Origin of the sequence: Enterobacter dykesii, from assembly GCF_008364625.2 — a bacterium.
GTDB lineage: Bacteria > Pseudomonadota > Gammaproteobacteria > Enterobacterales > Enterobacteriaceae > Enterobacter > Enterobacter dykesii.
Map to the genome: position 1 here is coordinate 1,304,269 of NZ_CP126604.1, position 26,466 is coordinate 1,330,734.

Consider the following 26,466-nt stretch of genomic DNA (forward strand, 5'->3'; position numbering starts at 1 on the left):
AGGTTTACGAGTATAAACCGAACCGAAAATTAACAAAACCCTTTGGAGAAGCCCCATGGCTCACCACGCACGCTGGACGATGTCGCAAGTCACTGAATTATTCAACAAACCTTTCCTTGAGCTGATGTTCGAAGCCCAACAGGTGCATCGTCAGCACTTCGATCCGCGCCACGTTCAGGTCAGCACGCTGCTGTCGATCAAAACCGGTGCCTGTCCTGAAGACTGCAAATATTGCCCGCAGAGCGCGCGCTACAAAACCGGCCTGGAATCCGAACGGCTGATGGAGGTGGAGCAGGTGCTCGACTCGGCGCGCAAGGCGAAAAACGCCGGCTCGACCCGCTTCTGCATGGGCGCGGCGTGGAAGAACCCGCACGATCGCGACATGCCGTATCTGGAGCAGATGGTGAAGGGCGTGAAGGAGATGGGCCTCGAAGCCTGTATGACGCTCGGCACGCTCAACGACGAGCAGGCGCAGCGCCTCTCCGCGGCGGGGCTGGACTACTACAACCACAACCTCGACACCTCGCCGGAGTTTTACGGCAACATCATCACCACGCGGACCTATCAGGAGCGTCTGGACACGCTGGATAAAGTGCGCGATGCGGGGATCAAGGTCTGCTCGGGCGGTATTGTCGGTTTAGGCGAAACGGTGAAAGACCGCGCGGGCCTGCTGCTGCAGCTGGCGAACCTGCCGACTCCGCCGGAAAGCGTACCGATCAACATGCTGGTGAAGGTTAAAGGGACGCCGCTGGCGGATAACGAGGACGTGGATGCGTTTGATTTTATTCGCACCATTGCGGTGGCGCGCATCATGATGCCGACCTCTTTCGTGCGCCTCTCTGCCGGTCGCGAGCAGATGAACGAGCAGACCCAGGCGATGTGCTTTATGGCCGGAGCCAACTCCATCTTCTACGGCTGCAAGCTGCTGACCACGCCGAACCCGGAAGAGGACAAAGACGTTCAGCTGTTCCGCAAGCTGGGGCTTAACCCGCATCAGACCGAAGTGCTGACGGGCGATAACGAGCAACAGCAGCAGCTGGAGCAGCAGATTTTCAACGCCGACACCGATCAGTTCTACAACGCGGCAGCCGTATGACCTGGCAGGCACGCATTAATACCGCGCTGGACGAACGCCGGGCGGCAGAGGCGTTTCGCGTTCGCAGGGTGGTGGAAAACGGCGCGGGCCGTTTTCTTACCCGCGAGGGGCGGCAGTTTTGTAATTTCTCCAGCAACGACTATCTCGGGCTGAGCCAGCATCCGGCCATCATCCGCGCCTGGCAGCAGGGTGCGGAGCGGTTTGGCGTGGGCAGCGGCGGCTCGGGACACGTCAGCGGATACACCACCGCGCATCAGGCGCTGGAAGAGGCGCTTGCCGACTGGCTCGGCTACCCGCGCGCGCTGCTGTTCATCTCCGGCTTTGCCGCCAATCAGGCGGTTATTACCGCCTTGATGGGAAAAGAGGACCGCATTGTCGCCGACCGCCTGAGCCACGCCTCACTGCTGGAGGCGGCAAATTTAAGCCCGGCGCAGCTGCGCCGCTTTGCCCATAACGATGCGGGGCAGCTCGCCGCGCTGCTGGATAAACCCTGCGACGGACAGCAGCTGGCGGTCACGGAAGGGGTATTCAGCATGGACGGCGACAGCGCGCCGCTTGCCGCGCTGCACGAGGCCGCAAAACGGCAAAACGCCTGGCTGCTGGTCGACGATGCCCACGGCACTGGCGTAATGGGCGACGAAGGTCGCGGCAGCGCGCATCAGCAAAACGTAAAGCCCGAGCTGCTGATTGTCACCTTCGGTAAGGGCTTTGGCGCCAGCGGCGCCGCCGTGCTGTGCAGCGAGTCCGTCGCCGACTATCTGCTGCAGTTTGCCCGACATTTGATCTACAGCACCAGCATGCCCCCGGCGCAGGCCGTGGCGCTGTCTGCGTCGCTGGCGGTAATACGCAGCGCGGAAGGGGATGAACGTCGCCAGCGGCTGGCAGAGCATATTGCCCGCTTCCGTCAGGGATTAGCGGCGCTGCCCTTCCACAGTCCCGATTCGCAGAGCGCTATCCAGCCGGTGATTGTCGGCGAAAACGGCCGCGCGCTGGCGCTGGCACAGGCGCTGCGCGAGCGCGGCATGTGGGTCACCGCCATCCGCCCGCCAACGGTCCCGCCAGGTACCGCGCGGCTGCGTTTAACTCTGACGGCGGCGCATGAGGCGCGGGATATCCAGACGCTGCTGGAGGCGCTCCATGACGCCGGTGAATAAGCAGGCCGTTGCGGCGGCATTCGGTCGCGCCGCGCAGAGCTATTCGCAGCACGATGAGCTGCAGCGTTTGAGCGCGCAGGGGCTTCTGGCCGCCCTTGGCGAGAACCGCTTCCCGCAGGTGCTGGACGCCGGCTGTGGTCCCGGCAGCAACAGCCGCTACTGGCGCGGGGCGGGAAGCCAGGTTACGGCTATCGACCTCTCGGACCAGATGCTCGACGAGGCGCGTCAGCGGCAGGCAGCGGATCGCTATCTGCTGGCTGATATCGAGGCGATCCCGCTGGCGGATGCGCAGTTCGATCTGGTCTGGAGCCATCTGGCGGTTCAGTGGTGCAGCAGCCTGCCGCAGGCCCTGCGCGAGCTTTATCGCGTCGCGCGACCGGGCGGGATGGTGGCCTTTACCACCCTGCTGGAAAGTTCGCTGCCGGAGCTAAATCAGGCGTGGAAAGCGGTGGATGAGCAGCCGCACGCTAACCGTTTTTTATCGCATGAGCAGGTGACGCAGGCGCTGGCAGGCTGGCGCTACCGCAGCGTGGTGCAGACCATCACGCTTAATTTTAGCGATGCGTTCAGTGCCATGCGTTCGCTGAAGGGCATCGGGGCCACGCACCTGCATACCGGACGCGAGAAAAAACCGCTCACCCGCGGTCAGCTGCAGCGTCTGGAGCTGGCCTGGCCGCAGCAGCGGGGACATTTCCCGCTCTCTTATCAACTTTTTCATGGGATTATCGAACGTGACTGAACGTTATTTTGTCACCGGAACGGATACGGAAGTGGGCAAAACGGTGGCCAGCTCGGCGCTGCTGCAGGCGGCGCGAAAGCTCGGAAAAAACACCGCCGGGTATAAGCCGGTTGCTTCCGGCAGCGAGATGACGGCGGAAGGATTACGCAACACCGACGCGCTGGCGCTCCAGCGTAACAGCACGCGTGAGCTTGCCTATTCCGCGGTGAATCCGTACACCTTTGCCGAGCCGACCTCGCCGCACATCATCAGCGCTGACGAAGGTCGTCCGATTGATTTCACCGTGCTGTCAGCCGGGTTACGGACGCTGGAAAGCCAGGCCGACTGGGTGCTGGTGGAAGGCGCAGGCGGCTGGTTTACGCCGCTTTCGGACGTGCAGACGTTTGCTGACTGGGTGCAGGCCGAGCAGCTTCCGGTCATTCTGGTCGTCGGCATCAGGCTGGGCTGCATCAATCACGCCATGTTGACCGCGCAGGCCGTACAGCAGGCCGGGCTGACGCTGGCGGGCTGGATAGCCAACGACGTGGTTGCGCCGGGGAAACGACACCAGGAGTATCTGGCGACGCTCAGGCGCGTACTTCCCGCCCCGTGCCTCGGGGAAATTCCCTGGCTTGCTGACGGCGCGGAAAATGCCGACACCGGGCGTTATCTCGATCTCAGCGTCTTGCTTCCCGCGACATCCAGTGCGCGATAAGCTCGTCATCCAGCTCGTTAACGTGGCCCTGCGCCACGTTACGCCCGCGATAGAGCATGCAGAAACGGTCCGCCACCCGGCGGATAAACGACAGCTGCTGCTCCGCTAACAGCACCGTCATACCTAACTCCCGGTTTAAGCGCACCAGCAGCTGCCCCAGCTTCTGGGCGAAGCTGTGTCCTGCGCCGTGCAGGGGCTCATCGAGGATCAGCAGGTGCGGGCGGTTCACCAGCGCATTAGCCAGCGCCAGCTGATACTGATCGTCCGGAGAGAGCGTATTGGCGCGGGCCTGTCGCAATGCGTAGAGCGCCGGAAACAGGTCGTAAACGTCACTTTTCGCCTCCGGGTTGGGTTTCCCCATCGCCCGCATGGCGATATGCAGATTCTCCTCAATTGTTAACTGGGAGAAGATCCGCCTGTCCTGCGGGACATAGCCTATCCCCGGTCCTGAGCGCTGTTCTGGCGGCAGGTTAAGCAAGTCGCGCGGCGGTGCGCCCGCCTCGTGCCAGATGATGCTGCCGCTTTCAACGGGCACTCTCCCGGCGATGCAATTCATGAGGGTCGTTTTCCCCATCCCCGGCAGGCCAACGACGCCTGTACACATCCCTTGCGGAAAATCCAAATTCACGTTCCATAGCGTATGTTGACTTCCGTAAAACTGATTCACAGCACGCAGACTCAACATCTTTCTCTCCTTAAAAATGTGTGTAGGTGAGGCTCGGGTTTGAATCTGCAAAACCCCTGCCAGAAACCGAAAAGTGTTCAAAAAAAAGGCTTTTTTAGGAATAAATCACCGGAAAGTGGTCTATTAAAAACCGGATTGCACATCGACGGTGCTGGCGGTGGTGAGTTGTGGTGCAGAACACAAAATGATGAAAATGTGAGCAAGATCTCGTCGATTGGTTATGAATGACGCAACTGTTAATCAGCAAAAAATAGCTATAAAAATTTTTTCCCGCCGTCTCGTGGGAAAATCCGGGAATTTGCCGAGCGCCAGTCTGCATGGGCTGGAAGCAGTTATCCACTATTCCTGTGGATAACCATGTGCATTAGAGTTAGAAAACACGCGATAAGCGAGAGAGGACGCGGCTTACGCCCAAATTGGCGCGAAACGCGGCTTTAGAAAATATCGTTTATTATTTAATTGCTTAGATAAAAGCAATTCCCGTCATGAAAGTGTCACCCGTTGCCACAAAACTATCATTACCTGGCTTGACAAATGTTAAAAAAGAAAAAGTTCTGGGGATAACCTGACCTGACTGGTGTTTTATATTGTCTCAGTCTAAATTTTGGCCGTTATCCCACTCATCATTCAGGCGCTATGCTAAATATCCTGACATGCCACTGGTTTTTCATCCAGTGTTTTTTACTGGCATTCCTGGCAACAACGAGTAAAATTACTCACCTGCCGCTTATAACGTCATCAGGTCGTCGCCCATGAGTAAACCGTTCAAATTGAATTCTGCTTTCCGTCCATCTGGCGATCAGCCTGAGGCGATCCGTCGTCTGGAAGAGGGGCTGGAAGACGGGCTGGCGCACCAGACGCTGCTGGGGGTAACTGGCTCGGGTAAAACGTTCACCATAGCCAACGTGATTGCGGATCTCCAGCGCCCAACGATGGTGCTGGCACCCAACAAAACCCTGGCCGCACAGCTTTACGGCGAGATGAAAGAGTTCTTCCCGGAAAATGCGGTGGAGTATTTCGTCTCCTACTACGACTACTACCAGCCAGAAGCCTACGTGCCGAGTTCTGACACCTTCATCGAGAAGGATGCCTCGGTGAACGAACATATCGAGCAGATGCGTCTGTCGGCCACGAAGGCGCTTCTGGAGCGTCGCGATGTGGTCGTCGTCGCGTCGGTTTCCGCGATCTACGGTCTGGGCGATCCGGATCTCTATCTCAAGATGATGCTGCACCTGACGCAGGGGATGATCATCGACCAGCGGGCGATTTTGCGTCGTCTGGCGGAGCTGCAGTACACCCGCAACGATCAGGCGTTCCAGCGCGGCACCTTCCGCGTACGCGGAGAGGTGATCGACATCTTCCCGGCGGAATCGGACGATATGGCGCTGCGCGTCGAGCTGTTTGACGAAGAGGTTGAACGCCTGTCGCTCTTCGACCCGCTGACCGGACACGTTGAGTCGGTGATCCAGCGCTTCACCATCTACCCGAAAACGCACTACGTGACGCCTCGCGAGCGAATCGTGCAGGCGATGGAAGAGATCAAAGTGGAGCTGGCCGAGCGCCGTAAGGTGCTGCTGGCGAACAATAAGCTGCTGGAAGAGCAGCGCCTCAGCCAGCGTACCCAGTTCGACCTTGAGATGATGAACGAGTTGGGCTACTGCTCCGGAATTGAAAACTACTCGCGCTTCCTCTCCGGGCGCGGGCCGGGCGAGCCGCCGCCGACGCTGTTTGATTACCTGCCGGCAGACGGTTTGCTGGTGATCGACGAATCCCACGTCACGATCCCGCAGATCGGCGGGATGTACCGCGGTGACCGGGCGCGTAAAGAGACGCTGGTGGAGTACGGCTTCCGCCTGCCGTCAGCGCTGGATAACCGTCCGATGAAGTTTGAAGAATTTGAGGCATTGGCGCCGCAAACCATCTACGTCTCGGCCACGCCGGGCAACTACGAGCTGGAGAAATCCGGTGAAGACGTTGTCGATCAGGTTGTACGTCCGACCGGATTGCTGGACCCGATTATCGAGGTGCGTCCGGTGGCGACGCAGGTGGACGACCTGCTCTCAGAGATCCGCGCCCGTTCCGCCATCAACGAGCGCGTGCTGGTGACCACGCTCACCAAGCGTATGGCGGAAGACCTCACCGAGTATCTCGAAGAGCACGGCGAGAAGGTGCGCTATCTGCACTCGGATATCGACACCGTGGAGCGCATGGAGATTATCCGCGACCTGCGTCTGGGTGAGTTTGACGTGCTGGTGGGGATCAACCTGTTGCGAGAAGGTCTGGATATGCCGGAAGTCTCGCTGGTGGCGATTCTGGATGCGGACAAAGAGGGCTTCCTGCGTTCTGAACGCTCCCTGATCCAGACCATCGGCCGCGCCGCGCGTAACGTCAACGGTAAAGCGATTCTGTACGGTGACAAAATCACCCCGTCGATGGCGAAAGCGATTGGCGAAACGGAGCGCCGCCGCGAGAAACAGCAGCGCTACAACGAAGAGCACGGCATTACCCCGCAGGGGCTGAACAAGAAGGTCGTGGATATTCTGGCTCTGGGTCAGAACATTGCCAAAACCAAAGCGAAAGGTCGCGGCAAGGCGCGTTCAGTGGTGGAAGAGGATACCGTCGTGCTGACGCCGAAAGCGCTGCAGCAGAAAATCCACGAGCTGGAAGGGCAGATGATGCAGCACGCGCAGAACCTGGAGTTCGAAGAGGCGGCGCAGATCCGCGACCAGCTTCATCAGCTGCGGGATCTTTTCATCGCGGCATCGTGAGTAAAGCGTTGTTTTCTCCCTCTCCCTATGGGAGAGGGCATCAGGCCGCACAAAACGAACCTAACCCAGCGCCTGAATCGCCTTCTCCAGCGCCTCGCGCAGCAGGTGACGGTCATGGCGATATTTAATATCACTCGCTTCCAGCGGCTCCTGCACCACCACGCGGTCGCCAATACCCGACACATCCACCTTCGGCCCCACCACGACACCGTCGATAATTTTTTTACCGACGTACTGCTCCATTAATTCAAGTTTGTCTGCCAGCGACAGGCTTGCTGCCGCCGGGCTCAGCTCACGTCCCAGGTTACCGATGTAAACCATTGGGGCAGGAGTGCGGCGCAGCGCCTGCGCCAGCTCTTTCACCAGCAGAATCGGCATCAGGCTGGTGTAAAAACTGCCCGGACCGATCAGGATAAGATCCGCTTCCCCAATGGCCTCCACCGCTTCTCGCGTGGCGGGTACGCTCGGGTAGGTCATTAACTCCGCTGGCGGCAGGAGGAGCTGATCAATATTCACCTCGCCGTAAACTTCATGCCCTTCGGCATCGATTGCCATCAGGTCAACCGGTTGTTCAGACATGGGGATCAGGAATGCGTCCACTTTGAGCAGGTTACGGATTAAGTTAATGGCTTCCAGAGGCCGTACGCTCAGGTGATCCAATGCCTTTAACATAAGGTTTCCGAGGTTATGCCCGGAAAGTTCGCCATTGCCGCCAAAACGGTACTCAAACATCGCCGACGCGACGCTTGGCTCGGTAATTAACTGGTTCAGACAGTTGCGCATGTCTCCCCAGGCAATGCCGCCTTCGGCACGACGAATACGCCCGGTTGAGCCGCCGTTATCGGTGGTGGTCACTATCCCTGTCAGCCTTGAGCCGAGTGACGATAAAGAGGACATAACCCGGCCTAAGCCGTGTCCTCCGCCAAGAGCGACCACTCGGTCAAGATCCGCAAAAGTGCGATTGCGCATACGTATTCCTTATCACGTTCGATCGCGTAACAGTAACCTAACTACCCCTAAAAGACGATGCCTCACCCGATGCAAAATGACGTATATCAATGTGAAAATGCGGTTTTTAGGTATTCTGTAGCGAAAATGCAGGATCGATTCGCTATATAGATAATTATATAGCGTGAAGCGATAATGGCGTCGTCAGAATTTCCGCGCTACTATCGCCCTAACCACGTTTTCAAAATTGAAAACATACACTCTAGCCCTTGTGCCTGTGTCGAAAGATATGGCGCTCTGGCCGTGGCGAATTTGCCACCAGGGTACAGAAAGAAATGACTGTGCCTCCCGATCTGGAAAGGTGTACATGGCTTCACAACTTACTGATGCTTTCGCGCGTAAGTTTTATTACTTACGTCTGTCGATTACCGATGTGTGCAACTTCCGTTGCACCTACTGCCTGCCCGATGGCTACAAACCGGGCAGCGTCACCAATAACGGCTTTCTCTCCGTGGATGAAGTGCGCCGCGTCACGCGCGCCTTCTCTGAGCTCGGCACCGAAAAAGTGCGTCTGACCGGCGGCGAACCCTCCCTACGCCGCGATTTTCCCGACATCATTGCCGCCGTGCGTGAAAATGAACGTATCCGCCAGATTGCCGTGACCACCAACGGTTACCGCATGGCGCGTGACGTGGCGAACTGGCGCGATGCGGGGCTGACGGCGATCAACGTCAGCGTCGATAGCCTGGACGCCCGTCAGTTCCACGCCATTACCGGCCAGGATAAATTTCAGCAGGTCATGGACGGCATCGACGCGGCATTTGCGGCCGGGTTCGAGAAGGTCAAAGTCAACACGGTACTGATGCGTGATGTGAACCATCACCAACTGGACACCTTCCTGGCCTGGATCCAATCCCGCCCCATTCAGCTGCGTTTTATCGAGCTGATGGAAACTGGCGAGGGCAGCGAACTGTTCCGTCGCCATCACATCTCCGGCATGGTGCTGCGCGACGAACTGCTGAAACGCGGCTGGATCCACCAAATCCGCCAGCGCAGCGACGGCCCGGCGCAGGTCTTCTGTCACCCGGATTATGAGGGTGAGATTGGGCTTATCATGCCCTATGAGAAAGACTTCTGCGCCAGCTGCAACCGCCTGCGCGTCTCCTCCGTTGGCAAGCTCCACCTTTGCCTGTTCGGCGACGGCGGCGTGGATCTTCGCGATCTGCTGGAAGACGATGCGCAGCAGGCCGCGCTTGAAGCACGCATTTCTGACGCGCTGACGCATAAAAAACAGACCCACTTCCTGCATCAGGGCAATACCGGTATTACTCAGAACCTGTCCTACATCGGCGGGTAATCAGGCTTAAGAAGGAATCAGAAGATGAGTCAGGTAAGCGCAGAATTTATCCCGACACGTATTGCTATCCTTACCGTTTCCGACCGCCGTGGCGAAGAGGATGATACCTCTGGTCACTGGCTGCGCGAGGCGGCCCATGACGCGGGGCATCACATCGTCGATAAAGCGATCGTGAAGGAGAACCGCTACGCCATTCGCGCTCAGGTTTCGCAGTGGATTGCCAGCGATGAGGTGCAGGTGGTGCTAATCACCGGCGGCACTGGTTTTACCGCGGGCGATCAGGCCCCTGAAGCGCTGATCCCGCTGTTCGACCGCGAGGTAGAAGGCTTCGGCGAAGTGTTCCGCATGCTCTCCTTTGAAGAGATTGGTACCTCCACGCTGCAGTCGCGCGCCGTTGCCGGGGTGGCTAACAAAACCCTGATTTTCGCTATGCCGGGCTCGACCAAAGCCTGCCGCACCGCGTGGGAAAACATCATTGCCCCGCAGCTGGACGCCCGTACCCGTCCGTGTAATTTCCATCCCCATTTAAAGAAATAAGCTATGTCACAACTGACCCACATCAACGCCGCCGGCGAAGCGCATATGGTGGACGTCTCCGCCAAAGCGGAAACGGTGCGCGAGGCGCGCGCGGAAGCGTTCGTCACCATGCTGCCGGAGACGCTGGCGATGATTATCGACGGCAGCCACCACAAGGGCGACGTCTTTGCCACCGCCCGCATCGCCGGTATTCAGGCTGCCAAGCGGACCTGGGAACTCATTCCGCTGTGTCATCCACTGATGCTGAGCAAGGTGGAAGTGAACCTGCAGGCGCAGCCGGAGCATAATCGCGTGCGAATTGAGTCACTCTGCCGCTTAACCGGCAAAACCGGCGTGGAGATGGAGGCGCTGACGGCGGCCTCAGTCGCCGCGCTGACCATCTACGACATGTGCAAAGCGGTGCAGAAAGATATGGTGATTGGCCCGGTTCGCCTGCTGGCAAAAAGCGGCGGCAAATCCGGTGATTTTAAGGTGGACAGCCATGATTAAGGTGCTCTTTTTTGCGCAGGTGCGCGAGCTGGTGAATACCGACAGCCTGACGCTGGATGCGTCCTTCGAAAACGTCGCCGCCCTGCGCGCGCATCTCGCGGCACAAAGCGACCGCTGGGCGCTGGCGCTCGACGAAGGCAAGCTGTTGGCCGCCGTTAACCAGACCCTGGTGGAATTCACCCATCCGCTGAACGCAGGGGATGAGGTGGCCTTCTTCCCGCCGGTTACGGGGGGCTAAGATGGCTGAAACCCGAATTCTGGTGAGTCCCGAGCGTTTTAACGTAGGGACAGAGTACAGCTGGCTGGCGGAGCGTGATGAAGACGGCGCGGTCGTGACCTTCACCGGCAAGGTGCGCAACCACAACCTCGGCGACAGCGTGAAGGCGCTGACGCTGGAGCACTATCCGGGGATGACCGAGAAATCGCTGACGGAGATTGTTGACGAGGCGCGAGGCCGCTGGCCGCTCGGGCGCGTCACGGTGATTCACCGCATCGGCGAGATGTGGCCCGGCGAGGAGATTGTCTTCGTCGGGGTGACCAGCGCGCACCGCAGCAGCGCGTTTGCGGCAGGGGAGTTCATTATGGATTACCTCAAAACCAAAGCGCCGTTCTGGAAGCGCGAGGCCACGCCGGAAGGTGAGCGCTGGGTGGAATCTCGCGACAGCGATAAACAAGCCGCCAGCCGTTGGTAGTCGGTTTACGTGGATGTGTTAATCTTAACGTGTGTGTCTACTTAAACTTAATCAGGAGTGAATCATGGACCGATTTCCGCGTTCCGATTCAATAGTACAGCAGACCCGTAGCGGCCTGCAGACGTATATGGCTCAGGTGTACGGCTGGATGACGGTTGGCCTGCTGCTTACCGCGTTTATCGCGTGGTATGCGGCGAACACGCCTGAACTGATGATGTTTATCTTCTCGAGCAAAATCACCTTCTTTGGGCTGATTATTGCGCAGCTGGCGCTGGTGTTTGTGCTGTCCGGTCTGGTGCAAAAGCTGAGTGCCGGAATGGCGACCACGCTGTTTATGCTCTATTCGGCGCTAACCGGGCTGACGCTTTCCAGCATTTTCATCGTTTACACCTACTCCTCCATCGCCAGCACCTTCGTGGTCACCGGCGGGATGTTCGGTGCGATGAGCCTGTACGGTTACACCACGAAGCGCGATCTGAGTGGCTTCGGCAGCATGCTGTTTATGGGGCTGATTGGGATTGTGCTGGCGTCGCTGGTGAACCTGTGGCTGAAGAGCGAAGCGCTGATGTGGGCCGTGACCTACATCGGGGTGGTGATCTTCGTTGGGTTGACGGCGTATGACACCCAGAAGCTGAAAAACATCGGCGAGCAGATCGACGTACGCGACAGTTCAAACCTGCGCAAATACGCGATTCTGGGCGCGCTAACGCTATATCTGGACTTCATAAACCTGTTCCTGATGCTGCTGCGTATTTTCGGCAACCGTCGTTAAATACCGACCCTCAACCTGACCCTCTCCCACGGGAGAGGGAACAAACACTAAAAACAGCAACAAGGTTGCCGTTTTGCTTTTATTTCGCCAACGCCTTCTCGTTCTTCGCCCTCAGCTTCTTCGCCCGACTCTCCAGCACCAGATAACAGACCGTTGCCAGCGCCAGCGGCAGGAAGTAATAAAGCATCCTGTACGCCAGCAGGGCCGCGATAATCGTTCCCTGAGAGACATGCTCCCCGGCCAGCAGGGCGATAAATACCGCCTCCAGCACGCCGATCCCCGCCGGAATATGCACAATGACGCCCGCAATACTGCTCACCAGCAGCACGCCCAGCACGAAGAAGTAGTTCACGTCCTCGCCAATCAGCAGCCAGATAATGGCCCCCATCGCCATCCAGTTGGCGCTGGAGACCGCCATCTGCAGCACTGCAAACTTCCATGAGGGCAATACCAGCTTTTGCCCTTTGATGGTCATATGGCGGCGTTTAGCAAAGGCGCAGGCCCATAGATACACGGCGATGATGAGCAGCAGCACGATGCCCAGAATGCGCAGCGTGGCCTCATCGATATACCAGTGCGCGGGTAGCTGCACCACGCCGATAGTGAAGATCACGCCGCCGAGCAGAATATAGCCCAGCCAGTTGGTGGTGATGCTTAACGAGAAAATGCGCGTGATGGTCCCGCCCGGCAGGCCGAGCCGCGAATAAAGGCGATAGCGCATGCCAATGCCGCCGACCCAGGTGCTCAGCGTCAGGTTAAAGGCGTAGCAGATAAACGACACCAGCATTACCTGACGTTTGGCCAGCTTGTGGCCGCAGTATGCGCGGCCCAGCAGGTCATAGCAGCCGTACATCAGGTAGCTGACAATAACCAGCCCCACAGCGCCCAGCAGCACCATCCGGTTATAGTTGCGGATGACCTTCCACACCTCTTCCCAGTCTACTTTCTGCGCGTAGACCACCAGCAGAACCGCGACCGCAATAAAAAACAGCCAGGTGAGGATTTTTTTTGCCAGCCGCCAGCGCGGATGCGATTTCGACATCAGGGTTTGCCTCCATCTTCCGCTTCAACGCGGTCCTGGGTTTCCATTTCGGGTTGTACCGGCGGATCCACCTGCGCCAGCTTTGGCGTATGCGCCGGCAGCCAGCCGACCATCGCCGGGAAGTGGCGCAGGAAGTGGAACACCACCACGCCGATGCCAACGTTCCACCAGCTGCGTTTCGGCACCATGGATTCATCGACACGCACGCAGTCTTTGTCGATAAGCCCCTGAAGGTTATCGCGCAGGGTCTGATTAAACTGACGATCGTGGATGATCAGGTTCGCTTCCAGATTAAGCGATAAGCTCAGCGGATCGAGGTTACTGGAACCGACGGTTGCCCAGTGGTCATCCATTACAGCGACTTTGCCGTGCAGCGGACGGCGGCGATATTCATATATCTGCACGCCGCTTTTAACCAGATAGCGATAGAGTAAACGCGCGCCAACCTTCACAATCGGCATATCCGGCTCGCCCTGCACAATCAGCTTCACGCGAACCCCGCGTCGGGCCGCATTGCGCATGGCGTGCAGCAGACGATAGCCCGGGAAAAAGTAGGCGTTAGCAATAATCACTTCGCGCTTCGCGTTGGCGAGCATCTTGAGATAATGACGTTCAATGTCGTCCCGGTGCTCGCCGTTATCCCGCCAGACGAAAAGGGCCTGCGCTTCGCCAGGCTTGCGGTTCTCTTCCGGACGATGGCGGCGTTTCCACCAGCGGCGAACGGCCTCTTTACCCGGCAGGTTCTCCAGCTCAAATAGCAGGATGTCCTGCACCACGGGGCCTTCAATACGGATCGCGTAATCCTGCTTTGCTTCCGGACCGTAGTCGGACATATGCTCAGCGGAGTAGTTAATGCCGCCGACAAACGCCACCGTCTCATCCACCACCACAATTTTGCGGTGCATCCGACGGAAAAGGTTGGTGCGCATACCGAACAGGCGAGGGCCGGGATCGTAGTAACGGAACACCACGCCTGCGGAGGTCAGTTCATTGACGAACGCATCGCTGAGGTCCGGCGAGCCATAGCCATCAAGCAATACTTCAATTTTGACGCCGCGCCGGGCAGCGCGCAGCAGCACGCTGTGCAGCTGTTTGCCGACGTTATCTTCGAACCAGATAAAGGTTTCAAGGATCACCTTCTGCTGAGCGTTATCAATCGCCTTAAACACGGCCGGGTAATACTCGTCCCCGTTGACCAGCAGCGTGATCCGGTTGCCTTCCTGCCAGGAACATTTCATAGGTGGATCTCCGCGCTGAGCGGGGCGTGGTCGGAAAGATGTCGCCAGTTAAGGAGCGCCAGGGCGGTTGGGCTGCTGGCGTGGGCATTTTTCACGTAGATGCGGTCAAGCCGAAGCAGCGGGAAACGGACCGGGAAGGTGCGCGCAGGCCTGCCGTTGGCGCGCGTAAAAATCTCCTCCAGCCCGGCATCTACCTTCAGCGGATGGTTTGCCCGCTGTCGCCAGTCGTTGAAATCGCCCGCCACCACTACCGGTTCACCTTCGGGAAGCGCGTTGGCCCATTCGGCCAGCATTTTCAGCTGCGCCTGACGATGGGCTTCGCGAAGGCCCAGATGAACGCAGCCGACATGGACAGGTCGCTCGAGGTCGGGCGGCGTAATGCGGCAGTAAAGCAGGCCGCGTTTTTCGCTTTCCCCGACGGAAACGTCGCGGTTTTCGTAATGTTCAATGGGATAACGGGACAGCACCGCGTTTCCGTGATGCCCTTCCGGGTAGACCGCGTTGCGGCCGTAGGCGTAATCACTCCACATGGTGTCGGCCAGAAATTCATAGTGCGGCGTGTCGGGCCAGTTCTCAAAGTGGAGCGGATGCACTTCGTGTGCGCCCATCACCTCCTGCAGGCAGACAATATCCGCGCTGACGGTGCGAACCGCGTCGCGCAGCTCCGGTAAAATGAAGCGGCGATTAAATGCTGTGAAGCCCTTATGAATGTTTATCGTCAGCACCTTAAGCGAGAAATGCTGCATTTTTTGAGTCATAAGCTCCTTCCTGAGTGACTATCCCAATGAAAATAAAGTGTAGTCGGCGTCACAAAAAGATGCGGCGTTACGGAATTTTCCGTAAAGTGCGGTAGTCTGATTAAGCAGAGAAAAATCCTTCAGGAGAGAAGCCATGAAGTGGCAACAACGTGTTCGTGTCGCAACTGGCCTGAGTTGCTGGCAGATAATGTTGCATTTACTGGTCGTGGCCGTACTGGTGATGGGCTGGATGAGCGGCACGCTGGTGCGTGTTGGCCTGGGGCTATGCGTCCTTTATGGCGTCACCGTGCTGTCGATGCTGTTCTTACAGCGCCACCATGAAGCGCGCTGGCGCGAGGTGGGTGATGTGCTCGAAGAGCTCACCACCACCTGGTATTTTGGCGCGGCGATGATTGTGCTTTGGCTGCTGTCGCGCGTGCTGCAAAACAACCTGCTGCTGGCCCTGGCGGGTCTGGCTATCCTCGCAGGGCCTGCGGTGGTCTCGCTGCTGACCAAAGAGAAAAAGCTACGCAATGTTGCGTCTAAACATCGCGTACGCCACTGAGCCCGTCGTGGCCGCTATGACCAGTAGCGGCCACAAACTTCCCCAGACAATATCCAGACTCGCATCTTTCAGATAGATTTGCTTGGTGATGTCCGTAAAGTGCCGAATCGGGTTTACCCACGTCAGATCCTGTAGCCATACCGGCATATTCTCGACGGGCGAAACATAACCCGAGAGCAAAATTGCGGGCATCATAAAGACGAACACCCCGATAAACGCCTGCTGCTGCGTCGAGCAGAGCGCCGAGATCAGCAGCCCAAACCCCACCAGCGACAGCCCGTAAATCACCATCGTGAAGTAAAACAGCGCCAGCGAACCGGCAAACGGGATCTGATAGGCCCAAATCCCCACTCCCAGCACGATGGTGGCCTGGAACGTCGCGACGATCAGCGCCGGTACCGCTTTGCCGACGAAAATTTGCCAGGTGGCGAGAGGGGAGACCAGCAGCTGATCCAGCGTGCCCTGTTCACGCTCGCGGGCGACGGACAGGGAAGTCACGATCATCACTCCGATAGTGGTGATCATGGCGATCAGCGACGGCACCACGAACCATTTGTAGTCCAGATTCGGGTTGTACCAGTTACGCACCACCAGCTCGCTGTTGTTGGGCTTCGGTTTGCCCGCCATCAGCTCCTGCTGGTAATCCTTCACCACCTGCTGCAGGTAGTTGGCGGCTATCTGGGCGCTGTTGGAGTTACGCCCGTCGAGGATCAGCTGCATCGGCGCGGTCTGGAAGGTATCCAGATTGCGGGAGAAATCCGCCGGGAAGCGCACCAGCAGCAGCGCTTTTTGCGTGTCGATAGTGGGCTTAATCTCCTGCGGGCTTTTCAGCAGCAGGATGTGGGTAAAGGCTTTCGCTCGGGCAAAGCGCTGCGTCAGCTCGACGGAATGTTTGCCGTTGTCTTCGTTGTATATGGCAATGGTAGCGTTGGTCACCTCGAGCGTAGCGGCAAACGGGAACAGTAAAACCTGGATCAGCACCGGCAGCACCAGAATGGCGCGGGTTTGCGGCTCGCGCAGCAGGGATTGCAGCTCTTTGCGGATCAACGTCCATAATCGGTGAAACATGTTCGCTCCTTAATCCAGTCGCCGTTTGGTTTTCATCCACGTCAACCCAATAAACATCAATGCTGATGCCATTAAAAACAGCGTGTTGACGATCAGCACCACCGGAATATTCCCCGCCAGGAACAGGCTTTGCAGCGTGCTCACAAAGTAGCGCGCAGGAATGACATAGGTCACGGCGCGGATCACCGCAGGCATACTGTCTATCTGGAAGATAAACCCGGACAGCATAATCGACGGTAAAAAGGCGGCGTTGAGGGCCACCTGCGCGGCGTTGAACTGGTTGCGGGTGATGGTGGAAATGAGCAGCCCCATGCCCAGCGTGCTGAGTAAAAACAGGCTGGTGATAAAAAACAGCACCACCAGCGAGCCGCGATACGGCACGCCGAGGATAAAGACTGACACCAGCATACAGAGCAGCATCGCCAGCATGCCGAGGAAGTAGTAGGGAATAAGCTTGCACAGCAGCAGCTCGACGCGCGTCACTTCGGTAGAAAGCAGCGCCTCCATGGTGCCGCGCTCCCACTCGCGGGCGATAACCAGCGAGGTCAGGATCGCGCCGATTACCGTCATGATAATCGTCACCGCGCCCGGAATGATAAAGTGCTGGCTGATGGCTGCGGGGTTAAACCAGTAGCGTGTCTGCACGTCGATCAGCGGTTCAAACTCCTCACCCCGGTCTTCCGCGCGCTGCATCTGCCAGAGCTGCCAGATCCCCTCCGCGTAGCCCTGCACGAAGTTGGCGGTGTTCGGCTCGCTGCCGTCGGTAATCACCTGGATCGGCGCATCGGTTTCAGCGCGCGCCATATTGGCGGCAAAATCCACCGGAATGACGATCAGACCGCGAATTTTCCCGGCCTGCATTTTCTGGATCAATTCCTGCCGGTTGTCGCTGATGGTGGCGTCAATGTAGGGCGATCCGGTCATGGCGTGAGTGAAGTCCAGCGCCTCTTCGCTCTGCTGCTCCAGCAAAATCCCGACCCGCAGCTTGCTGGAGTCCAGGTTAATGCCGTAGCCAAAGATAAACAGCAGCAGCAGGGGGATGACTACCGCAATCAGCCAGCTGCTGGGGTCACGCACGATCTGCCGCGTCTCTTTAATGCACAGCGCGCGCACCCTGCGCCAGGAAATGGCGTTACTGCGCATGGTCATTCTCCTTATCCCAGTCGTGGATGAGGGTGATAAACGCCTGCTCCATGGTCGGATCCGGAACCTCAGCGTCGGCGGCCTGGTTTTTCAGGTCGTCCGGGGTACCGTGGGCAATCAGCTTGCCGCGATACACCAGCCCGATGCGGTCGCAGTACTCCGCCTCGTCCATGAAGTGGGTGGTCACCATCACGGTCACCCCTTTTTCCACCATGCTGTTGATATGCAGCCAGAACTCGCGGCGAGTGAGGGGATCAACGCCGGAAGTGGGTTCATCCAGAAACAGAATATCCGGCTCGTGCATCAGCGAGCAGGCCAGGGCCAGCCGCTGCTTAAAGCCGAGCGGCAGCTCGTCGGTGGCGTGGGAGGCAATATTCGTTAACCCGAAGGCGTCACTCATACGGCGGATTTTCTCGTTTTGCGCCCGCCCGCGCAGGCCGTACACGCCGGAGAAAAAGCGCAGATTCTGCTCGACCGTCAGGTTGCCATACAGGGAGAATTTCTGTGCCATATAGCCCAGATGCTGGCGCGCCTTGCCGGAGCTGACCTTCAGGTCCATATCCAGCACCAGAGCCTTGCCGGACGTCGGCACCAGCAGGCCGCACATCATCTTAAAGGTGGTCGATTTTCCCGCGCCGTTAGGCCCGAGCAGGCCAAAAATCTCCCCGCGCTTCACCGCGAAATTGACGTTATCGGTGGCGGCGAAATCCCCGAACTTTTTGGTGAGGGATTTGGCTTCGATCACCGTTTCGCCCGGCGTGCCTTCCACCGTATGCAAAATGGCGGCAAGCGGCGACTCTGAGGTACCCGCGCCGCCCAGCAGGTCGATAAACGCGTCCTCAAAGCGCGGGGCGGTCTCTTCCATCTCGATCTCAGGCATGCCGGGCGCCCGGCGAATATCGTCGACGGTGGCCTCTTTTTTGAGGATCACCCGCACCGAGCGGCCCTGGATCATCCCGTCGCTGACCTGCGGCAGCCTGAGCACCCGCTGGAGCAGCCTGCGGTTGGACTCCTGCGGGCTGTGCAGCAGGAAGCTGCGCCCGGCCATGCTCTGCGTCAGCGTCGTCGGCTCGCCCTGATACAGCAGTTCGCCTTCGTTCATCAGCAGCACGTCCCGGCACTGTTCCGCTTCGTCGAGGTAGGAGGTGCTCCAGAGGATCAGCATGCCGTCGCCCGCCAGCTCGTGCACCATCTGCCACAGCTCGCGGCGCGAAATCGGGTCAACGCCGACGCCGGGCTCGTCCAGCAGCAGCACCTTTGGCTCGCCGACCAGCGTGCAGGCCAGCCCCAGCTTCTGCTTCATCCCGCCGGAGAGCTTGCCCGCCAGCCGGTCGGTAAACGGGCCGAGGGAGGTAAACTCCAGCAATCGGGCGAAGGTTTTCTCCCGGGTTTCACCGGTGACGCTGCGCAGGTCGGCGTACAGGTTCAGGTTTTCCATCACCGTCAGATCTTCATACAGGCCAAACTTCTGCGGCATATAGCCGAGCATGGCGTGAAGGGCTCCGTCATCCCCGATCGGGTCAAGGCCGAGCACGCGGGCGTTGCCTTCATCCGGCTTCAGCAGCCCCGCCAGCATCCGCATCAGCGTGGTTTTCCCGGCGCCGTCCGGGCCGACCAGCCCGGTCACATAGCCTTTCCGGATGGTGCAGTTCAGCGGAGCAACCGCGAGCTTATCCATCCCCTTAAAGCGTTTAACCAGATTGTTGAGCTGAATAACCGCGTCATTCATGTCGTTCCCCGTTGTTCACTTTTACGGTGACGGGCATGCCCTGACGCAGCGCGTCGTCCGCATCGGTCACGATGATGCGCAGGCGATACACGAGGTCGGTGCGCAGGTCCGGTGTTTCAACGGTTTTCGGCGTGAATTCGGCAGTAGGGGAGACAAAGCCCACCTTGCCGTGATACGGCTTGTCCGGGCGGCCGTCGGTATAGAGCAGCAGCTCGCGGCCCGGCTGCATCTGGCCGAGGTTCGGCTCGTCAACGTAGGCGCGCACCCACACCGGGCGGGTCAGGGAGAGCGTTAAGACGGTGCTGCCGGCGCTGAGCATGCTTCCCGGCTCCACGGCGCGGGTCATCAGCATGCCGTCAGACGGCGCGATCAAGGTGGTGTCGTGCAGATCCAGCTCTGCCTGAGCCAGCTGCGCCTGCGCCTGTTCAAGGCTGGCCTTCGCCTGGGCGATATCCTGCGGGCGGTTACCGGTGTGGTACTGGCTTAATTTATCCTGCGCGGACTTCAGCGTGGCCTGCGCCTGGTCGCGGGACGAGCGCGCATTTTCCAGATCGTTGGCGGAAATGGTGCGGCTTTTCCACAGCCCCTGCTGGCGCGCGTAGAAGTTCTGCGCGTAGTCAAAGGCGGCTTGCGCCTGCTTAACGGCGGCGGCGGCCTGGGCGATCTCTTCGTCGCGATAGCCCGCCAGCATCAGGTCATACTGCGCCTGGGCGACGGACACGCCCGCTTTGGCCTGCAGCAGCGCATTTTCATAGGGCGCTTTATCCAGCATCCCCAGCGTCTGCCCGGTTTTAATGGCATCGCCTTCGTCCACGCTCAGCGAGGCGAGACGTCCGCCCACGCGGAAGCTCATGTTCACCGTGCGAATATCCACGTTACCGTACAGCGTCAGGCCTTTATCCTGATGGCTCTGATACCACAGCCATCCACCGACTCCGGCGGCAAGCAAAACAACAACCACCAGAATGATGGCGACAGGTTTTTTCATGACTTCAGGCTCCTTTGCGTTAAGCCTTGCAGGATCAGATCGACGTGACAGGCGATGACCTTGCTAATCTGCGCGGCTTTATCCTCATCAAATTGTGTCCAGCCGGTGCGTAACAGGATGGTTTCCCTGCCCAGACGGAAGGCAAGAATTTCACCCAGCAGGGCGTGGGTATGCAAAATTGTCTCGGTATCACTGGCGTCCCGCCCGGTATAGGCGGCGATCAGCCGGGTCAGATGGGTATGCATCGGGGCAATCACCCGATCGTGTACCCGCTGGTAGGCGACGGTCGGGGAGAGCTGCTCGCGGGAGATAAACTTGCTCAGGTTGAGCGTATCGTCGTGCGTCAGCAGGCGGATCATGTTGTGGCAGGCATTGAGAATAAGCTGGCGAACGGCGGCGCGATCGGGCGACGGCTGGCCGAGCAGCGCGGTGGCTTCCTCAACGTGCGGGTGAAACTGCGTGCCGATAAAATCGGCGATCCACTCGGCGCAGGCGAGGTACAAATCCTCTTTTGAGCCAAAATAGTAGGTAATCGCCGCAATGTTCTGCCCGGCCAGCGCGGCAATATCGCGCGTGGTCGCATGCAGCCCGTACTCACCAAACTGCGCCAGCGCGGCGGCGATAAGCTGATTTTTGGCCTGTTCACCTTTGGTTGTTGTGGGTGTCGTATTCATGGCGGCATTAAGAATTAATCAATCGATTGATTAAGATTATGCCTGATTCACGCTAACGTCGAGGGAACGCGGAGGGATATTTTATGCGCTACGTCACAAAAGCTGCTACACTCCGCCCCTTCGCGACATTGTGGTTTTTGTCCTCCCCTATTCGTTATATCTCCCTGAAAACTACACCTGTGATGGTCGGGGCGGTTCGGAGTTTTTATGTCTTTTGATTCCCTTGGCCTGAACCCGGAAATTCTGCGCGCGATCGCAGAGCAGGGCTACGTTGAGCCAACCCCAATCCAGCAGCAGGCGATCCCCGCCGTTCTTCAGGGCCGTGACCTGATGGCGAGCGCCCAGACCGGTACCGGCAAAACCGCGGGCTTTACCTTGCCGCTGCTGGAACTGCTGGTAAAAAACCAGCCGCATGCCAAAGGCCGTCGTCCTGTCCGTGCGCTGATCCTCACCCCAACCCGCGAGCTGGCGGCGCAGATTGGCGAGAACGTGCGTGACTATAGCCGCTATCTCAACATTCGCTCTCTGGTGGTTTTCGGCGGGGTAAGCATCAACCCGCAGATGATGAAGCTGCGCGGCGGCGTGGACGTGCTGATAGCAACGCCGGGCCGTCTGCTGGATCTGGAACACCAGAACGCGGTGAAGCTTGATAGCATCGAAATTCTGGTGCTGGACGAAGCCGACCGCATGCTCGACATGGGCTTTATTCACGACATTCGTCGCGTGCTGGCCAAGCTGCCTGCGCGTCGTCAAAACCTGCTCTTCTCCGCGACCTTCTCCGACGAAATCAAGGCGCTGGCGGAAAAGCTGCTGCATAACCCGCTGGAAGTGGAAGTGGCTCGCCGCAACACCGCCTCCGAACAGGTGACGCAGCACGTTCACTTTGTGGATAAAAAGCGCAAGCGGGAACTGCTCTCCCAGATGATCGGCCAGGGTAACTGGCAGCAGGTGCTGGTCTTTACCCGCACCAAGCACGGCGCGAACCACCTGGCGGAACAGCTGAATAAAGACGGCATCCGCAGCGCCGCCATTCACGGTAACAAGAGCCAGGGCGCGCGTACCCGTGCGCTGGCGGACTTCAAATCCGGCGACATCCGCGTGCTGGTGGCGACCGACATCGCCGCCCGTGGCCTCGACATTGAAGAGCTGCCGCACGTGGTGAACTACGAGCTGCCAAACGTGCCGGAAGATTACGTGCACCGTATCGGTCGTACCGGCCGCGCGGCGGCAACCGGTGAAGCGCTTTCTCTGGTCTGCGTGGACGAGCACAAGCTGCTGCGCGACATCGAGCGCCTGCTGAAGAAAGAGATCCCGCGCATCGAAACCCCGGGCTACGAAGTGGACCCGTCTATCAAAGCCGAGCCGATTCAGAACGGTCGTCAGGGCGGTCGCGGTCAGGGCGGCGGCGGTCGCGGTCAGCAGCCGCGTCGTAGCGAAGGTGGCGCGCCGAAATCATCCGGCAAACCGCCGCGTCGTAACAACGACAGCAAACCAGCGGGTGAAAACCCGTGGCGCAGCGGCGAAGGGAAACCGGCAGGAGAAGGGCAGCGTCGACGCCGCCCGCGCAAGCCTGCTAACCCGCAGTAATCTGGAAGCCCGGTCGTAAAGCCGGGCTTTTCTTTTTGCGGCAGCGATAAGAAAGTGCCACAATAGTGGCTGTTTATACAGTATTTCAGGTTTTCCGATGGCTTTAACCGCTGCGCTCAAGGCGCAAATTGGCGCATGGTATAAGGCGCTACAACAGCAGATCCCCGATTTTATCCCCCGAGCGCCGCAGCGGCAGATGATTGCTGACGTGGCAAAAACGCTCGCCGGGGACGACGGGCGACATCTGGCGATTGAAGCCCCGACCGGCGTCGGGAAAACCTTGTCGTATCTCATTCCCGGCATCGCGATTGCGCGGGAAGAGGACAAAACGCTGGTGGTCAGCACCGCCAACGTGGCCTTGCAGGACCAGATTTTCAGCAAAGATTTGCCCCTGCTGCGCAAAATCATCCCCGACCTGCGGTTTACGGCCGCCTTTGGTCGCGGGCGTTACGTGTGCCCGCGTAACCTGGCGGCGCTGGCCAGCAGCGAGACGAATCAGCAGGATCTGCTTGCGTTTCTGGACGACGAGCTGACGCCAAACAATAAGGCCGAGCAGGAGCAGTGTGCAAAACTCAAAGCCGAGCTCGACGGCTATAAGTGGGACGGCCTGCGGGATCACACCAGCCAGGCCATCAGCGACGACCTGTGGCGCAGGCTCAGCACCGACAAAGCCAGCTGCCTGAACCGCAACTGTCACTACTACCGCGAATGCCCGTTCTTTGTCGCCCGGCGTGAGATCCAGGAGGCGGAGGTAGTGGTCGCGAATCACGCGCTGGTGATGGCGGCGCTGGAGAGCGAAGCGGTGCTGCCGGAGCCTAAAAACCTGCTGCTGGTGCTCGACGAAGGACACCATCTGCCGGACGTGGCGCGGGACGCGCTGGAGATGAGCGCCGAAATAACCGCTCCGTGGTTCCGCCTGCAGCTGGATCTCTTCTGCAAGCTGGTGGCGACCTGCATGGAGCAATTCCGTCCGAAAACCACGCCGCCGCTGGCGGTGCCGGAGCGGCTGAGCGACCACTGTGAAGAGATCTATAGCCTCATTTCATCGCTGAACAACATCCTGAATCTTTATCTTCCGGCAACCCAGGAAGCTGAGCACCGCTTTGCGATGGGTGAGCTACCGGAAGAGGTGATGGAGATCTGCCAGCAGCTGGCGAAGCATCTGGAAAAGCTGCGCGGGCTGGCGGAGATGTTCTTAAACGATCTCAGCGAGAAAACGGGCTCGCATGACGTGGTGCGTCTGCACCGCGTTCTGCTGCAGATGAACCGCGCGCTGGGCATGTTCGAAGCCCAGAGCAAGCTCTGGCGGCTGGCCTCGATGGCGCAGGCGTCCGGCGCACCGGTCACCAAATGGGCCACCCGCGAAGTGCGGGACGGGCAGGTCCATCTCTTTTTCCACTGCGTGGGCATCCGCGTGGCCGATCAGCTGGAAAAGCTGATCTGGCGCAGCGTGCCGCACGTGGTTGTCACCTCTGCCACGCTGCGCTCCCTGAACAGTTTTTCTCGTTTGCAGGAGATGAGCGGGCTAAAAGAGAAAGCGGGGGACCGTTTCGTGGCGCTGGACTCGCCGTTTAACCACTGCGAGCAGGGCAAGCTGGTCATTCCGCGCATGAAATTCGAGCCGCTTATCGACAACGAAGAGCAGCACATTGCGGAGATGGCGGCCTACTTCCGCGAGCAGGTCGAGAGTAAAAAGTACCCCGGTATGCTGGTGCTGTTTGCCAGCGGGCGGGCGATGCAGCGCTTCCTGGAACACGTCACCGATTTGCGTTTACTCCTGCTGGTGCAGGGGGATCAGCCGCGCTACCGGCTGGTGGAAAACCACCGTAAACGCATTGATAGCGGCGAGCGCAGCGTGCTGGTGGGACTACAGTCCTTTGCTGAAGGTCTGGATCTGAAAGGGGACTACCTGACGCAGGTGCATATCCATAAAATCGCCTTCCCGCCCATCGACAGCCCGGTGGTGATCACCGAAGGCGAATGGCTCAAAAGCCTCAACCGCTATCCGTTTGAGGTGCAGAGTTTACCTGCGGCGTCGTTTAACCTGATTCAGCAGGTCGGGCGTCTGATTCGTAGCCACGGCTGCTGGGGGGAGGTGGTGATTTATGACAAACGTCTGCTCACCAAAAATTACGGCCAACGGCTCCTGAACGCGCTGCCGATCTTCCCGATCGAACAGCCGGAGGTGCCTGAGGTAAAAAAACAGCCGGTCAAACTCACCGCCGTGCGTAAGAAAAGCGTCCGTGCTAAGGGGCGCAGACCTACTGATAAATAAAAGTCACCTGCACCACGCTGCTGAAGGTTCCTGCCGTGACCGGCAATGAGGTAGCGTAATAGCGGGCGGCCAGCGGGAAATCCGCCGTATGATCGTTCTGGTTGATCAATACGCTGAAGCTGGCGTCCGGGGCAAGCGAGATCTGATCCTGCGGGTCGGCAAGCTCCAGCGCCAGTCCTTTCGCGGTTCCGCTGCTGGCGAATTTAGTCGGATGAATGCTGTCTGGCTGACCGTGAAAGGTGGCCGTGGCCAGCACGGCAGTGGTTGGGCATTTCGACAGGGTTAAGTCGAATGATCTCCATTGTCCGGTATCGCCCACGTCCTTAAAATCGCCGGTATTCGCTTTGCCCAGATTGACCGTCAGGTTCTGGCTGGCGCTGTCCACCTGGCAGGCGTTGGCGTAAATGTTTCCGCGAATATCGAGTTGAATCTCCTCCGCCAGGCTCTGGCTGGCTACTCCAAGCAGTAAAAGGGCTAATAAGGTTTTCATTTGTAGGCCACCGTAATGGTTGCGACGGCATTCGCCGTTCCGGGGGTCACCTCCGCGCTGGTTTGTTCGTAAGAGACGCTGAAGGGATATTGCGACTGGATATTGGCGTAGGTGGTAAAGGTATTCATATATTGCCCGAAAGCAGGTATCTGACCGTTAAAGAGCATTTTCACCCCGACGCCGGTCGCCACGCCGCTTTCCGGCGTTAATTTGATCACGCCGGGAAAATTCGTTTCATAGCCATTGGCGCTGGCGATCATCATTTCCGGCTGAACATCCCGATCGCAGAGCATGCCGATATTGAATACCGACTGGGAGACCACGGTTCCTGCCCCGGTAAAACGGCTCACCGGAAAATCACCCAGTATGATAGTCAGGGATTTGGGTGACACAGTGCAGGTCACAGCTTTTACCTGGACATTGCCTGAGTAAGAGATGGTGTTAGGGTCACCCAGGGCCTCAATGCGTGCAACAGCAAGGTTGAATTGCGTATTGCTCATCGTCAGTGCGCCCGAAGCCACGGTTTCGCTGGTTTTTACCAGTTCCAGCGTCACGTCAAAGCTAAAGGGGATGGTAGAGTCGCTGTTTATCGTACCGGAGACCTGGCCTACGGGCATGTTCGCCGAACAAACCTGGTCCGCCGCGCCGGTCACGCGCTGTCCTTTATCATTTCTTAGCGAGATGCCGACACCAGCAACGCCTGTTTCATAGACGCCGGGGATCCCGGGTATCTCTTTGCCGAAGCCGTTGTAGCACGCGATGATTGGCTGACCCGCATCCGGCGCGGAGTAACAGTTTCCCGCTATGTGGACACTGCGTTCAGTTCCCGGAATGGTCGACCCCACGGGCAGGCTGGTGGGCACTGAAATAGACGCTAACGATAGCAGCGCGGGCAGGCTCGGCGATTGGCAAGAAGCCTTCGCGTGCGGCATAAAAAGTGCTGCCGTCGTCAGAACGACAAGTAAGAAAAACGATTTTGCTATCTGCATTATGATCGGT

General features: G+C 58.7%; 26 protein-coding genes and 1 riboswitch. Of the genes, 14 read left to right on the forward strand and 12 right to left on the reverse strand.

The features are described 5' to 3' along the window. The first annotated feature begins 55 nt into the window (after window positions 1-55). From bioB to bioD, 4 genes are read left to right on the forward strand one after another with little or no spacing between them, the layout of a single operon-like run. Entirely contained in the window at window positions 56-1,096 is a 1,041-nt protein-coding gene (gene bioB, locus F0320_RS06155) for a biotin synthase BioB (RefSeq protein ID WP_047650624.1), read from the forward strand. Then, window positions 1,093-2,250: an 8-amino-7-oxononanoate synthase gene (bioF, locus tag F0320_RS06160; protein WP_126328065.1), complete on the forward strand. Its 1,158-nt coding sequence runs from the start codon at window positions 1,093-1,095 to the stop codon at window positions 2,248-2,250. The genes bioB and bioF overlap by 4 nt, the downstream gene beginning before the upstream one ends. Beyond that, window positions 2,234-2,989 carry a malonyl-ACP O-methyltransferase BioC gene (bioC, locus tag F0320_RS06165; RefSeq protein WP_126328066.1) on the forward strand — a complete coding sequence of 252 codons (756 nt, stop codon included), beginning with the start codon at window positions 2,234-2,236 and terminating at the stop codon, window positions 2,987-2,989. The genes bioF and bioC overlap by 17 nt, the downstream gene beginning before the upstream one ends. Next, on the forward strand, window positions 2,982-3,683 hold the full coding sequence (gene bioD, locus F0320_RS06170) for a dethiobiotin synthase (protein WP_126328067.1): 702 nt from the start codon (window positions 2,982-2,984) through the stop codon (window positions 3,681-3,683). Before bioC ends, bioD begins: the two co-directional genes overlap by 8 nt. On the opposite strand, the gene F0320_RS06175 is transcribed toward bioD, so the two are convergent. Beyond that, complete coding sequence (locus F0320_RS06175; protein WP_047061409.1) at window positions 3,646-4,368, reverse strand: ABC transporter ATP-binding protein; 723 nt, start codon at window positions 4,366-4,368, stop codon at window positions 3,646-3,648. The genes bioD and F0320_RS06175 overlap by 38 nt on opposite strands. Window positions 4,369-5,120: 752 nt before the next feature. On the opposite strand from F0320_RS06175, the gene uvrB reads away from it, so the two are divergent. After that, window positions 5,121-7,136 (forward strand): excinuclease ABC subunit UvrB, encoded by a 2,016-nt coding sequence (gene uvrB / locus F0320_RS06180; protein ID WP_047650628.1) that lies wholly within the window; start codon window positions 5,121-5,123, stop codon window positions 7,134-7,136. A gap of 60 nt (window positions 7,137-7,196) precedes the next feature. On the opposite strand, the gene yvcK is transcribed toward uvrB, so the two are convergent. Continuing rightward, window positions 7,197-8,105 carry a uridine diphosphate-N-acetylglucosamine-binding protein YvcK gene (gene yvcK, locus F0320_RS06185; RefSeq protein ID WP_126328068.1) on the reverse strand — a complete coding sequence of 303 codons (909 nt, stop codon included), beginning with the start codon at window positions 8,103-8,105 and terminating at the stop codon, window positions 7,197-7,199. A 225-nt stretch (window positions 8,106-8,330) separates the two neighbouring features. Continuing rightward, a riboswitch (molybdenum cofactor riboswitch) is annotated at window positions 8,331-8,464 on the forward strand. On the opposite strand from yvcK, the gene moaA reads away from it, so the two are divergent. From moaA to F0320_RS06215, 6 genes are all read left to right on the forward strand, one after another. After that, complete coding sequence (moaA, locus tag F0320_RS06190; protein ID WP_023310852.1) at window positions 8,452-9,441, forward strand: GTP 3',8-cyclase MoaA; 990 nt, start codon at window positions 8,452-8,454, stop codon at window positions 9,439-9,441. Its footprint overlaps the riboswitch before it by 13 nt. Window positions 9,442-9,465: 24 nt before the next feature. Further along, window positions 9,466-9,978, forward strand: coding sequence for a molybdenum cofactor biosynthesis protein B (moaB, locus tag F0320_RS06195; RefSeq protein ID WP_024908761.1), 513 nt, complete (start codon window positions 9,466-9,468; stop codon window positions 9,976-9,978). A gap of 3 nt (window positions 9,979-9,981) precedes the next feature. After that, on the forward strand, window positions 9,982-10,467 hold the full coding sequence (moaC, locus tag F0320_RS06200; protein ID WP_047650631.1) for a cyclic pyranopterin monophosphate synthase MoaC: 486 nt from the start codon (window positions 9,982-9,984) through the stop codon (window positions 10,465-10,467). Further along, on the forward strand, window positions 10,460-10,705 hold the full coding sequence (moaD, locus tag F0320_RS06205) for a molybdopterin synthase sulfur carrier subunit (RefSeq protein WP_023310854.1): 246 nt from the start codon (window positions 10,460-10,462) through the stop codon (window positions 10,703-10,705). The genes moaC and moaD overlap by 8 nt, the downstream gene beginning before the upstream one ends. A 1-nt stretch (window position 10,706) precedes the next feature. Next, window positions 10,707-11,159, forward strand: a complete 453-nt coding sequence (gene moaE / locus F0320_RS06210) for a molybdopterin synthase catalytic subunit MoaE (protein ID WP_126328069.1) — start codon at window positions 10,707-10,709, stop codon at window positions 11,157-11,159. Between the two features lie 64 nt (window positions 11,160-11,223). Next, the gene (locus F0320_RS06215) at window positions 11,224-11,931 is read left to right on the forward strand and encodes a Bax inhibitor-1/YccA family protein (RefSeq protein ID WP_024908758.1); all 708 of its coding nucleotides are present in this window, start codon (window positions 11,224-11,226) and stop codon (window positions 11,929-11,931) included. A gap of 79 nt (window positions 11,932-12,010) precedes the next feature. Here the strand turns inward: F0320_RS06215 and F0320_RS06220 are convergent, their stop codons facing one another. Genes F0320_RS06220 through F0320_RS06230 form a run of 3 tightly spaced genes read right to left on the reverse strand, consistent with a single transcriptional unit; the run spans window position 12,011 to window position 14,969 of the window. Further along, window positions 12,011-12,973 (reverse strand): lysylphosphatidylglycerol synthase domain-containing protein, encoded by a 963-nt coding sequence (locus tag F0320_RS06220; RefSeq protein WP_023310857.1) that lies wholly within the window; start codon window positions 12,971-12,973, stop codon window positions 12,011-12,013. Beyond that, complete coding sequence (clsB, locus tag F0320_RS06225) at window positions 12,973-14,211, reverse strand: cardiolipin synthase ClsB (protein ID WP_047650634.1); 1,239 nt, start codon at window positions 14,209-14,211, stop codon at window positions 12,973-12,975. The genes F0320_RS06220 and clsB overlap by 1 nt, the downstream gene beginning before the upstream one ends. Beyond that, window positions 14,208-14,969, reverse strand: coding sequence for an endonuclease/exonuclease/phosphatase family protein (locus F0320_RS06230; protein WP_023334979.1), 762 nt, complete (start codon window positions 14,967-14,969; stop codon window positions 14,208-14,210). The genes clsB and F0320_RS06230 overlap by 4 nt, the downstream gene beginning before the upstream one ends. Before the next feature lie 133 nt (window positions 14,970-15,102). Here F0320_RS06230 and F0320_RS06235 point away from each other — a divergent pair, with 133 nt between their 5' ends. Continuing rightward, window positions 15,103-15,513 carry a YbhQ family protein gene (locus F0320_RS06235; RefSeq protein ID WP_014883088.1) on the forward strand — a complete coding sequence of 137 codons (411 nt, stop codon included), beginning with the start codon at window positions 15,103-15,105 and terminating at the stop codon, window positions 15,511-15,513. Here the strand turns inward: F0320_RS06235 and F0320_RS06240 are convergent. Genes F0320_RS06240 through cecR form a run of 5 tightly spaced genes read right to left on the reverse strand, consistent with a single transcriptional unit; the run spans window position 15,475 to window position 21,115 of the window. Beyond that, entirely contained in the window at window positions 15,475-16,581 is a 1,107-nt protein-coding gene (locus F0320_RS06240) for an ABC transporter permease (protein ID WP_126328070.1), read from the reverse strand. The two genes, F0320_RS06235 and F0320_RS06240, sit on opposite strands and share 39 nt — an antisense overlap. A gap of 9 nt (window positions 16,582-16,590) precedes the next feature. After that, window positions 16,591-17,724 (reverse strand): ABC transporter permease, encoded by a 1,134-nt coding sequence (locus tag F0320_RS06245; RefSeq protein WP_126328071.1) that lies wholly within the window; start codon window positions 17,722-17,724, stop codon window positions 16,591-16,593. Then, on the reverse strand, window positions 17,714-19,453 hold the full coding sequence (locus tag F0320_RS06250; RefSeq protein ID WP_149323889.1) for an ATP-binding cassette domain-containing protein: 1,740 nt from the start codon (window positions 19,451-19,453) through the stop codon (window positions 17,714-17,716). The genes F0320_RS06245 and F0320_RS06250 overlap by 11 nt, the downstream gene beginning before the upstream one ends. Further along, entirely contained in the window at window positions 19,446-20,441 is a 996-nt protein-coding gene (gene hlyD, locus F0320_RS06255; protein ID WP_047650638.1) for a secretion protein HlyD, read from the reverse strand. The genes F0320_RS06250 and hlyD overlap by 8 nt, the downstream gene beginning before the upstream one ends. After that, window positions 20,438-21,115: a transcriptional regulator CecR gene (cecR, locus tag F0320_RS06260; protein WP_047650639.1), complete on the reverse strand. Its 678-nt coding sequence runs from the start codon at window positions 21,113-21,115 to the stop codon at window positions 20,438-20,440. The genes hlyD and cecR overlap by 4 nt, the downstream gene beginning before the upstream one ends. Before the next feature lie 207 nt (window positions 21,116-21,322). Here cecR and rhlE point away from each other — a divergent pair, with 207 nt between their 5' ends. Beyond that, window positions 21,323-22,702, forward strand: a complete 1,380-nt coding sequence (gene rhlE, locus F0320_RS06265) for an ATP-dependent RNA helicase RhlE (protein WP_047650640.1) — start codon at window positions 21,323-21,325, stop codon at window positions 22,700-22,702. Between the two features lie 97 nt (window positions 22,703-22,799). Then, complete coding sequence (gene dinG, locus F0320_RS06270; protein WP_126328073.1) at window positions 22,800-24,977, forward strand: ATP-dependent DNA helicase DinG; 2,178 nt, start codon at window positions 22,800-22,802, stop codon at window positions 24,975-24,977. Here the strand turns inward: dinG and F0320_RS06275 are convergent. Both F0320_RS06275 and F0320_RS06280 read right to left on the reverse strand, forming a co-directional pair. Then, window positions 24,964-25,467 (reverse strand): fimbrial protein, encoded by a 504-nt coding sequence (locus tag F0320_RS06275; RefSeq protein ID WP_126328074.1) that lies wholly within the window; start codon window positions 25,465-25,467, stop codon window positions 24,964-24,966. The genes dinG and F0320_RS06275 overlap by 14 nt on opposite strands. Then, complete coding sequence (locus F0320_RS06280; protein WP_047650673.1) at window positions 25,464-26,456, reverse strand: fimbrial protein; 993 nt, start codon at window positions 26,454-26,456, stop codon at window positions 25,464-25,466. The genes F0320_RS06275 and F0320_RS06280 overlap by 4 nt, the downstream gene beginning before the upstream one ends. Between the last annotated feature and the right edge of the window lie 10 nt (window positions 26,457-26,466).

Excerpts from the sequence above, each read along its gene's own strand:
- bioC (WP_126328066.1), top strand. The coding sequence starts at position 2,234 with ATGACGCCGGTGAATAAGCAGGCCGTTGCGGCGGCATTCGGTCGCGCC.
- hlyD (WP_047650638.1), bottom strand. The coding sequence starts at position 20,441 with ATGAAAAAACCTGTCGCCATCATTCTGGTGGTTGTTGTTTTGCTTGCC.
- F0320_RS06235 (WP_014883088.1), top strand. The coding sequence starts at position 15,103 with ATGAAGTGGCAACAACGTGTTCGTGTCGCAACTGGCCTGAGTTGCTGG.
- F0320_RS06250 (WP_149323889.1), bottom strand. The coding sequence starts at position 19,453 with ATGAATGACGCGGTTATTCAGCTCAACAATCTGGTTAAACGCTTTAAG.
- F0320_RS06240 (WP_126328070.1), bottom strand. The coding sequence starts at position 16,581 with ATGTTTCACCGATTATGGACGTTGATCCGCAAAGAGCTGCAATCCCTG.
- moaE (WP_126328069.1), top strand. The coding sequence starts at position 10,707 with ATGGCTGAAACCCGAATTCTGGTGAGTCCCGAGCGTTTTAACGTAGGG.
- clsB (WP_047650634.1), bottom strand. The coding sequence starts at position 14,211 with ATGAAATGTTCCTGGCAGGAAGGCAACCGGATCACGCTGCTGGTCAAC.
- rhlE (WP_047650640.1), top strand. The coding sequence starts at position 21,323 with ATGTCTTTTGATTCCCTTGGCCTGAACCCGGAAATTCTGCGCGCGATC.
- moaC (WP_047650631.1), top strand. The coding sequence starts at position 9,982 with ATGTCACAACTGACCCACATCAACGCCGCCGGCGAAGCGCATATGGTG.
- F0320_RS06175 (WP_047061409.1), bottom strand. The coding sequence starts at position 4,368 with ATGTTGAGTCTGCGTGCTGTGAATCAGTTTTACGGAAGTCAACATACG.
- moaB (WP_024908761.1), top strand. The coding sequence starts at position 9,466 with ATGAGTCAGGTAAGCGCAGAATTTATCCCGACACGTATTGCTATCCTT.
- moaA (WP_023310852.1), top strand. The coding sequence starts at position 8,452 with ATGGCTTCACAACTTACTGATGCTTTCGCGCGTAAGTTTTATTACTTA.
- yvcK (WP_126328068.1), bottom strand. The coding sequence starts at position 8,105 with ATGCGCAATCGCACTTTTGCGGATCTTGACCGAGTGGTCGCTCTTGGC.
- uvrB (WP_047650628.1), top strand. The coding sequence starts at position 5,121 with ATGAGTAAACCGTTCAAATTGAATTCTGCTTTCCGTCCATCTGGCGAT.
- F0320_RS06245 (WP_126328071.1), bottom strand. The coding sequence starts at position 17,724 with ATGCGCAGTAACGCCATTTCCTGGCGCAGGGTGCGCGCGCTGTGCATT.
- cecR (WP_047650639.1), bottom strand. The coding sequence starts at position 21,115 with ATGAATACGACACCCACAACAACCAAAGGTGAACAGGCCAAAAATCAG.
- F0320_RS06275 (WP_126328074.1), bottom strand. The coding sequence starts at position 25,467 with ATGAAAACCTTATTAGCCCTTTTACTGCTTGGAGTAGCCAGCCAGAGC.
- F0320_RS06215 (WP_024908758.1), top strand. The coding sequence starts at position 11,224 with ATGGACCGATTTCCGCGTTCCGATTCAATAGTACAGCAGACCCGTAGC.
- F0320_RS06280 (WP_047650673.1), bottom strand. The coding sequence starts at position 26,456 with ATGCAGATAGCAAAATCGTTTTTCTTACTTGTCGTTCTGACGACGGCA.
- dinG (WP_126328073.1), top strand. The coding sequence starts at position 22,800 with ATGGCTTTAACCGCTGCGCTCAAGGCGCAAATTGGCGCATGGTATAAG.
- bioF (WP_126328065.1), top strand. The coding sequence starts at position 1,093 with ATGACCTGGCAGGCACGCATTAATACCGCGCTGGACGAACGCCGGGCG.
- F0320_RS06220 (WP_023310857.1), bottom strand. The coding sequence starts at position 12,973 with ATGTCGAAATCGCATCCGCGCTGGCGGCTGGCAAAAAAAATCCTCACC.
- moaD (WP_023310854.1), top strand. The coding sequence starts at position 10,460 with ATGATTAAGGTGCTCTTTTTTGCGCAGGTGCGCGAGCTGGTGAATACC.
- bioB (WP_047650624.1), top strand. The coding sequence starts at position 56 with ATGGCTCACCACGCACGCTGGACGATGTCGCAAGTCACTGAATTATTC.
- F0320_RS06230 (WP_023334979.1), bottom strand. The coding sequence starts at position 14,969 with ATGACTCAAAAAATGCAGCATTTCTCGCTTAAGGTGCTGACGATAAAC.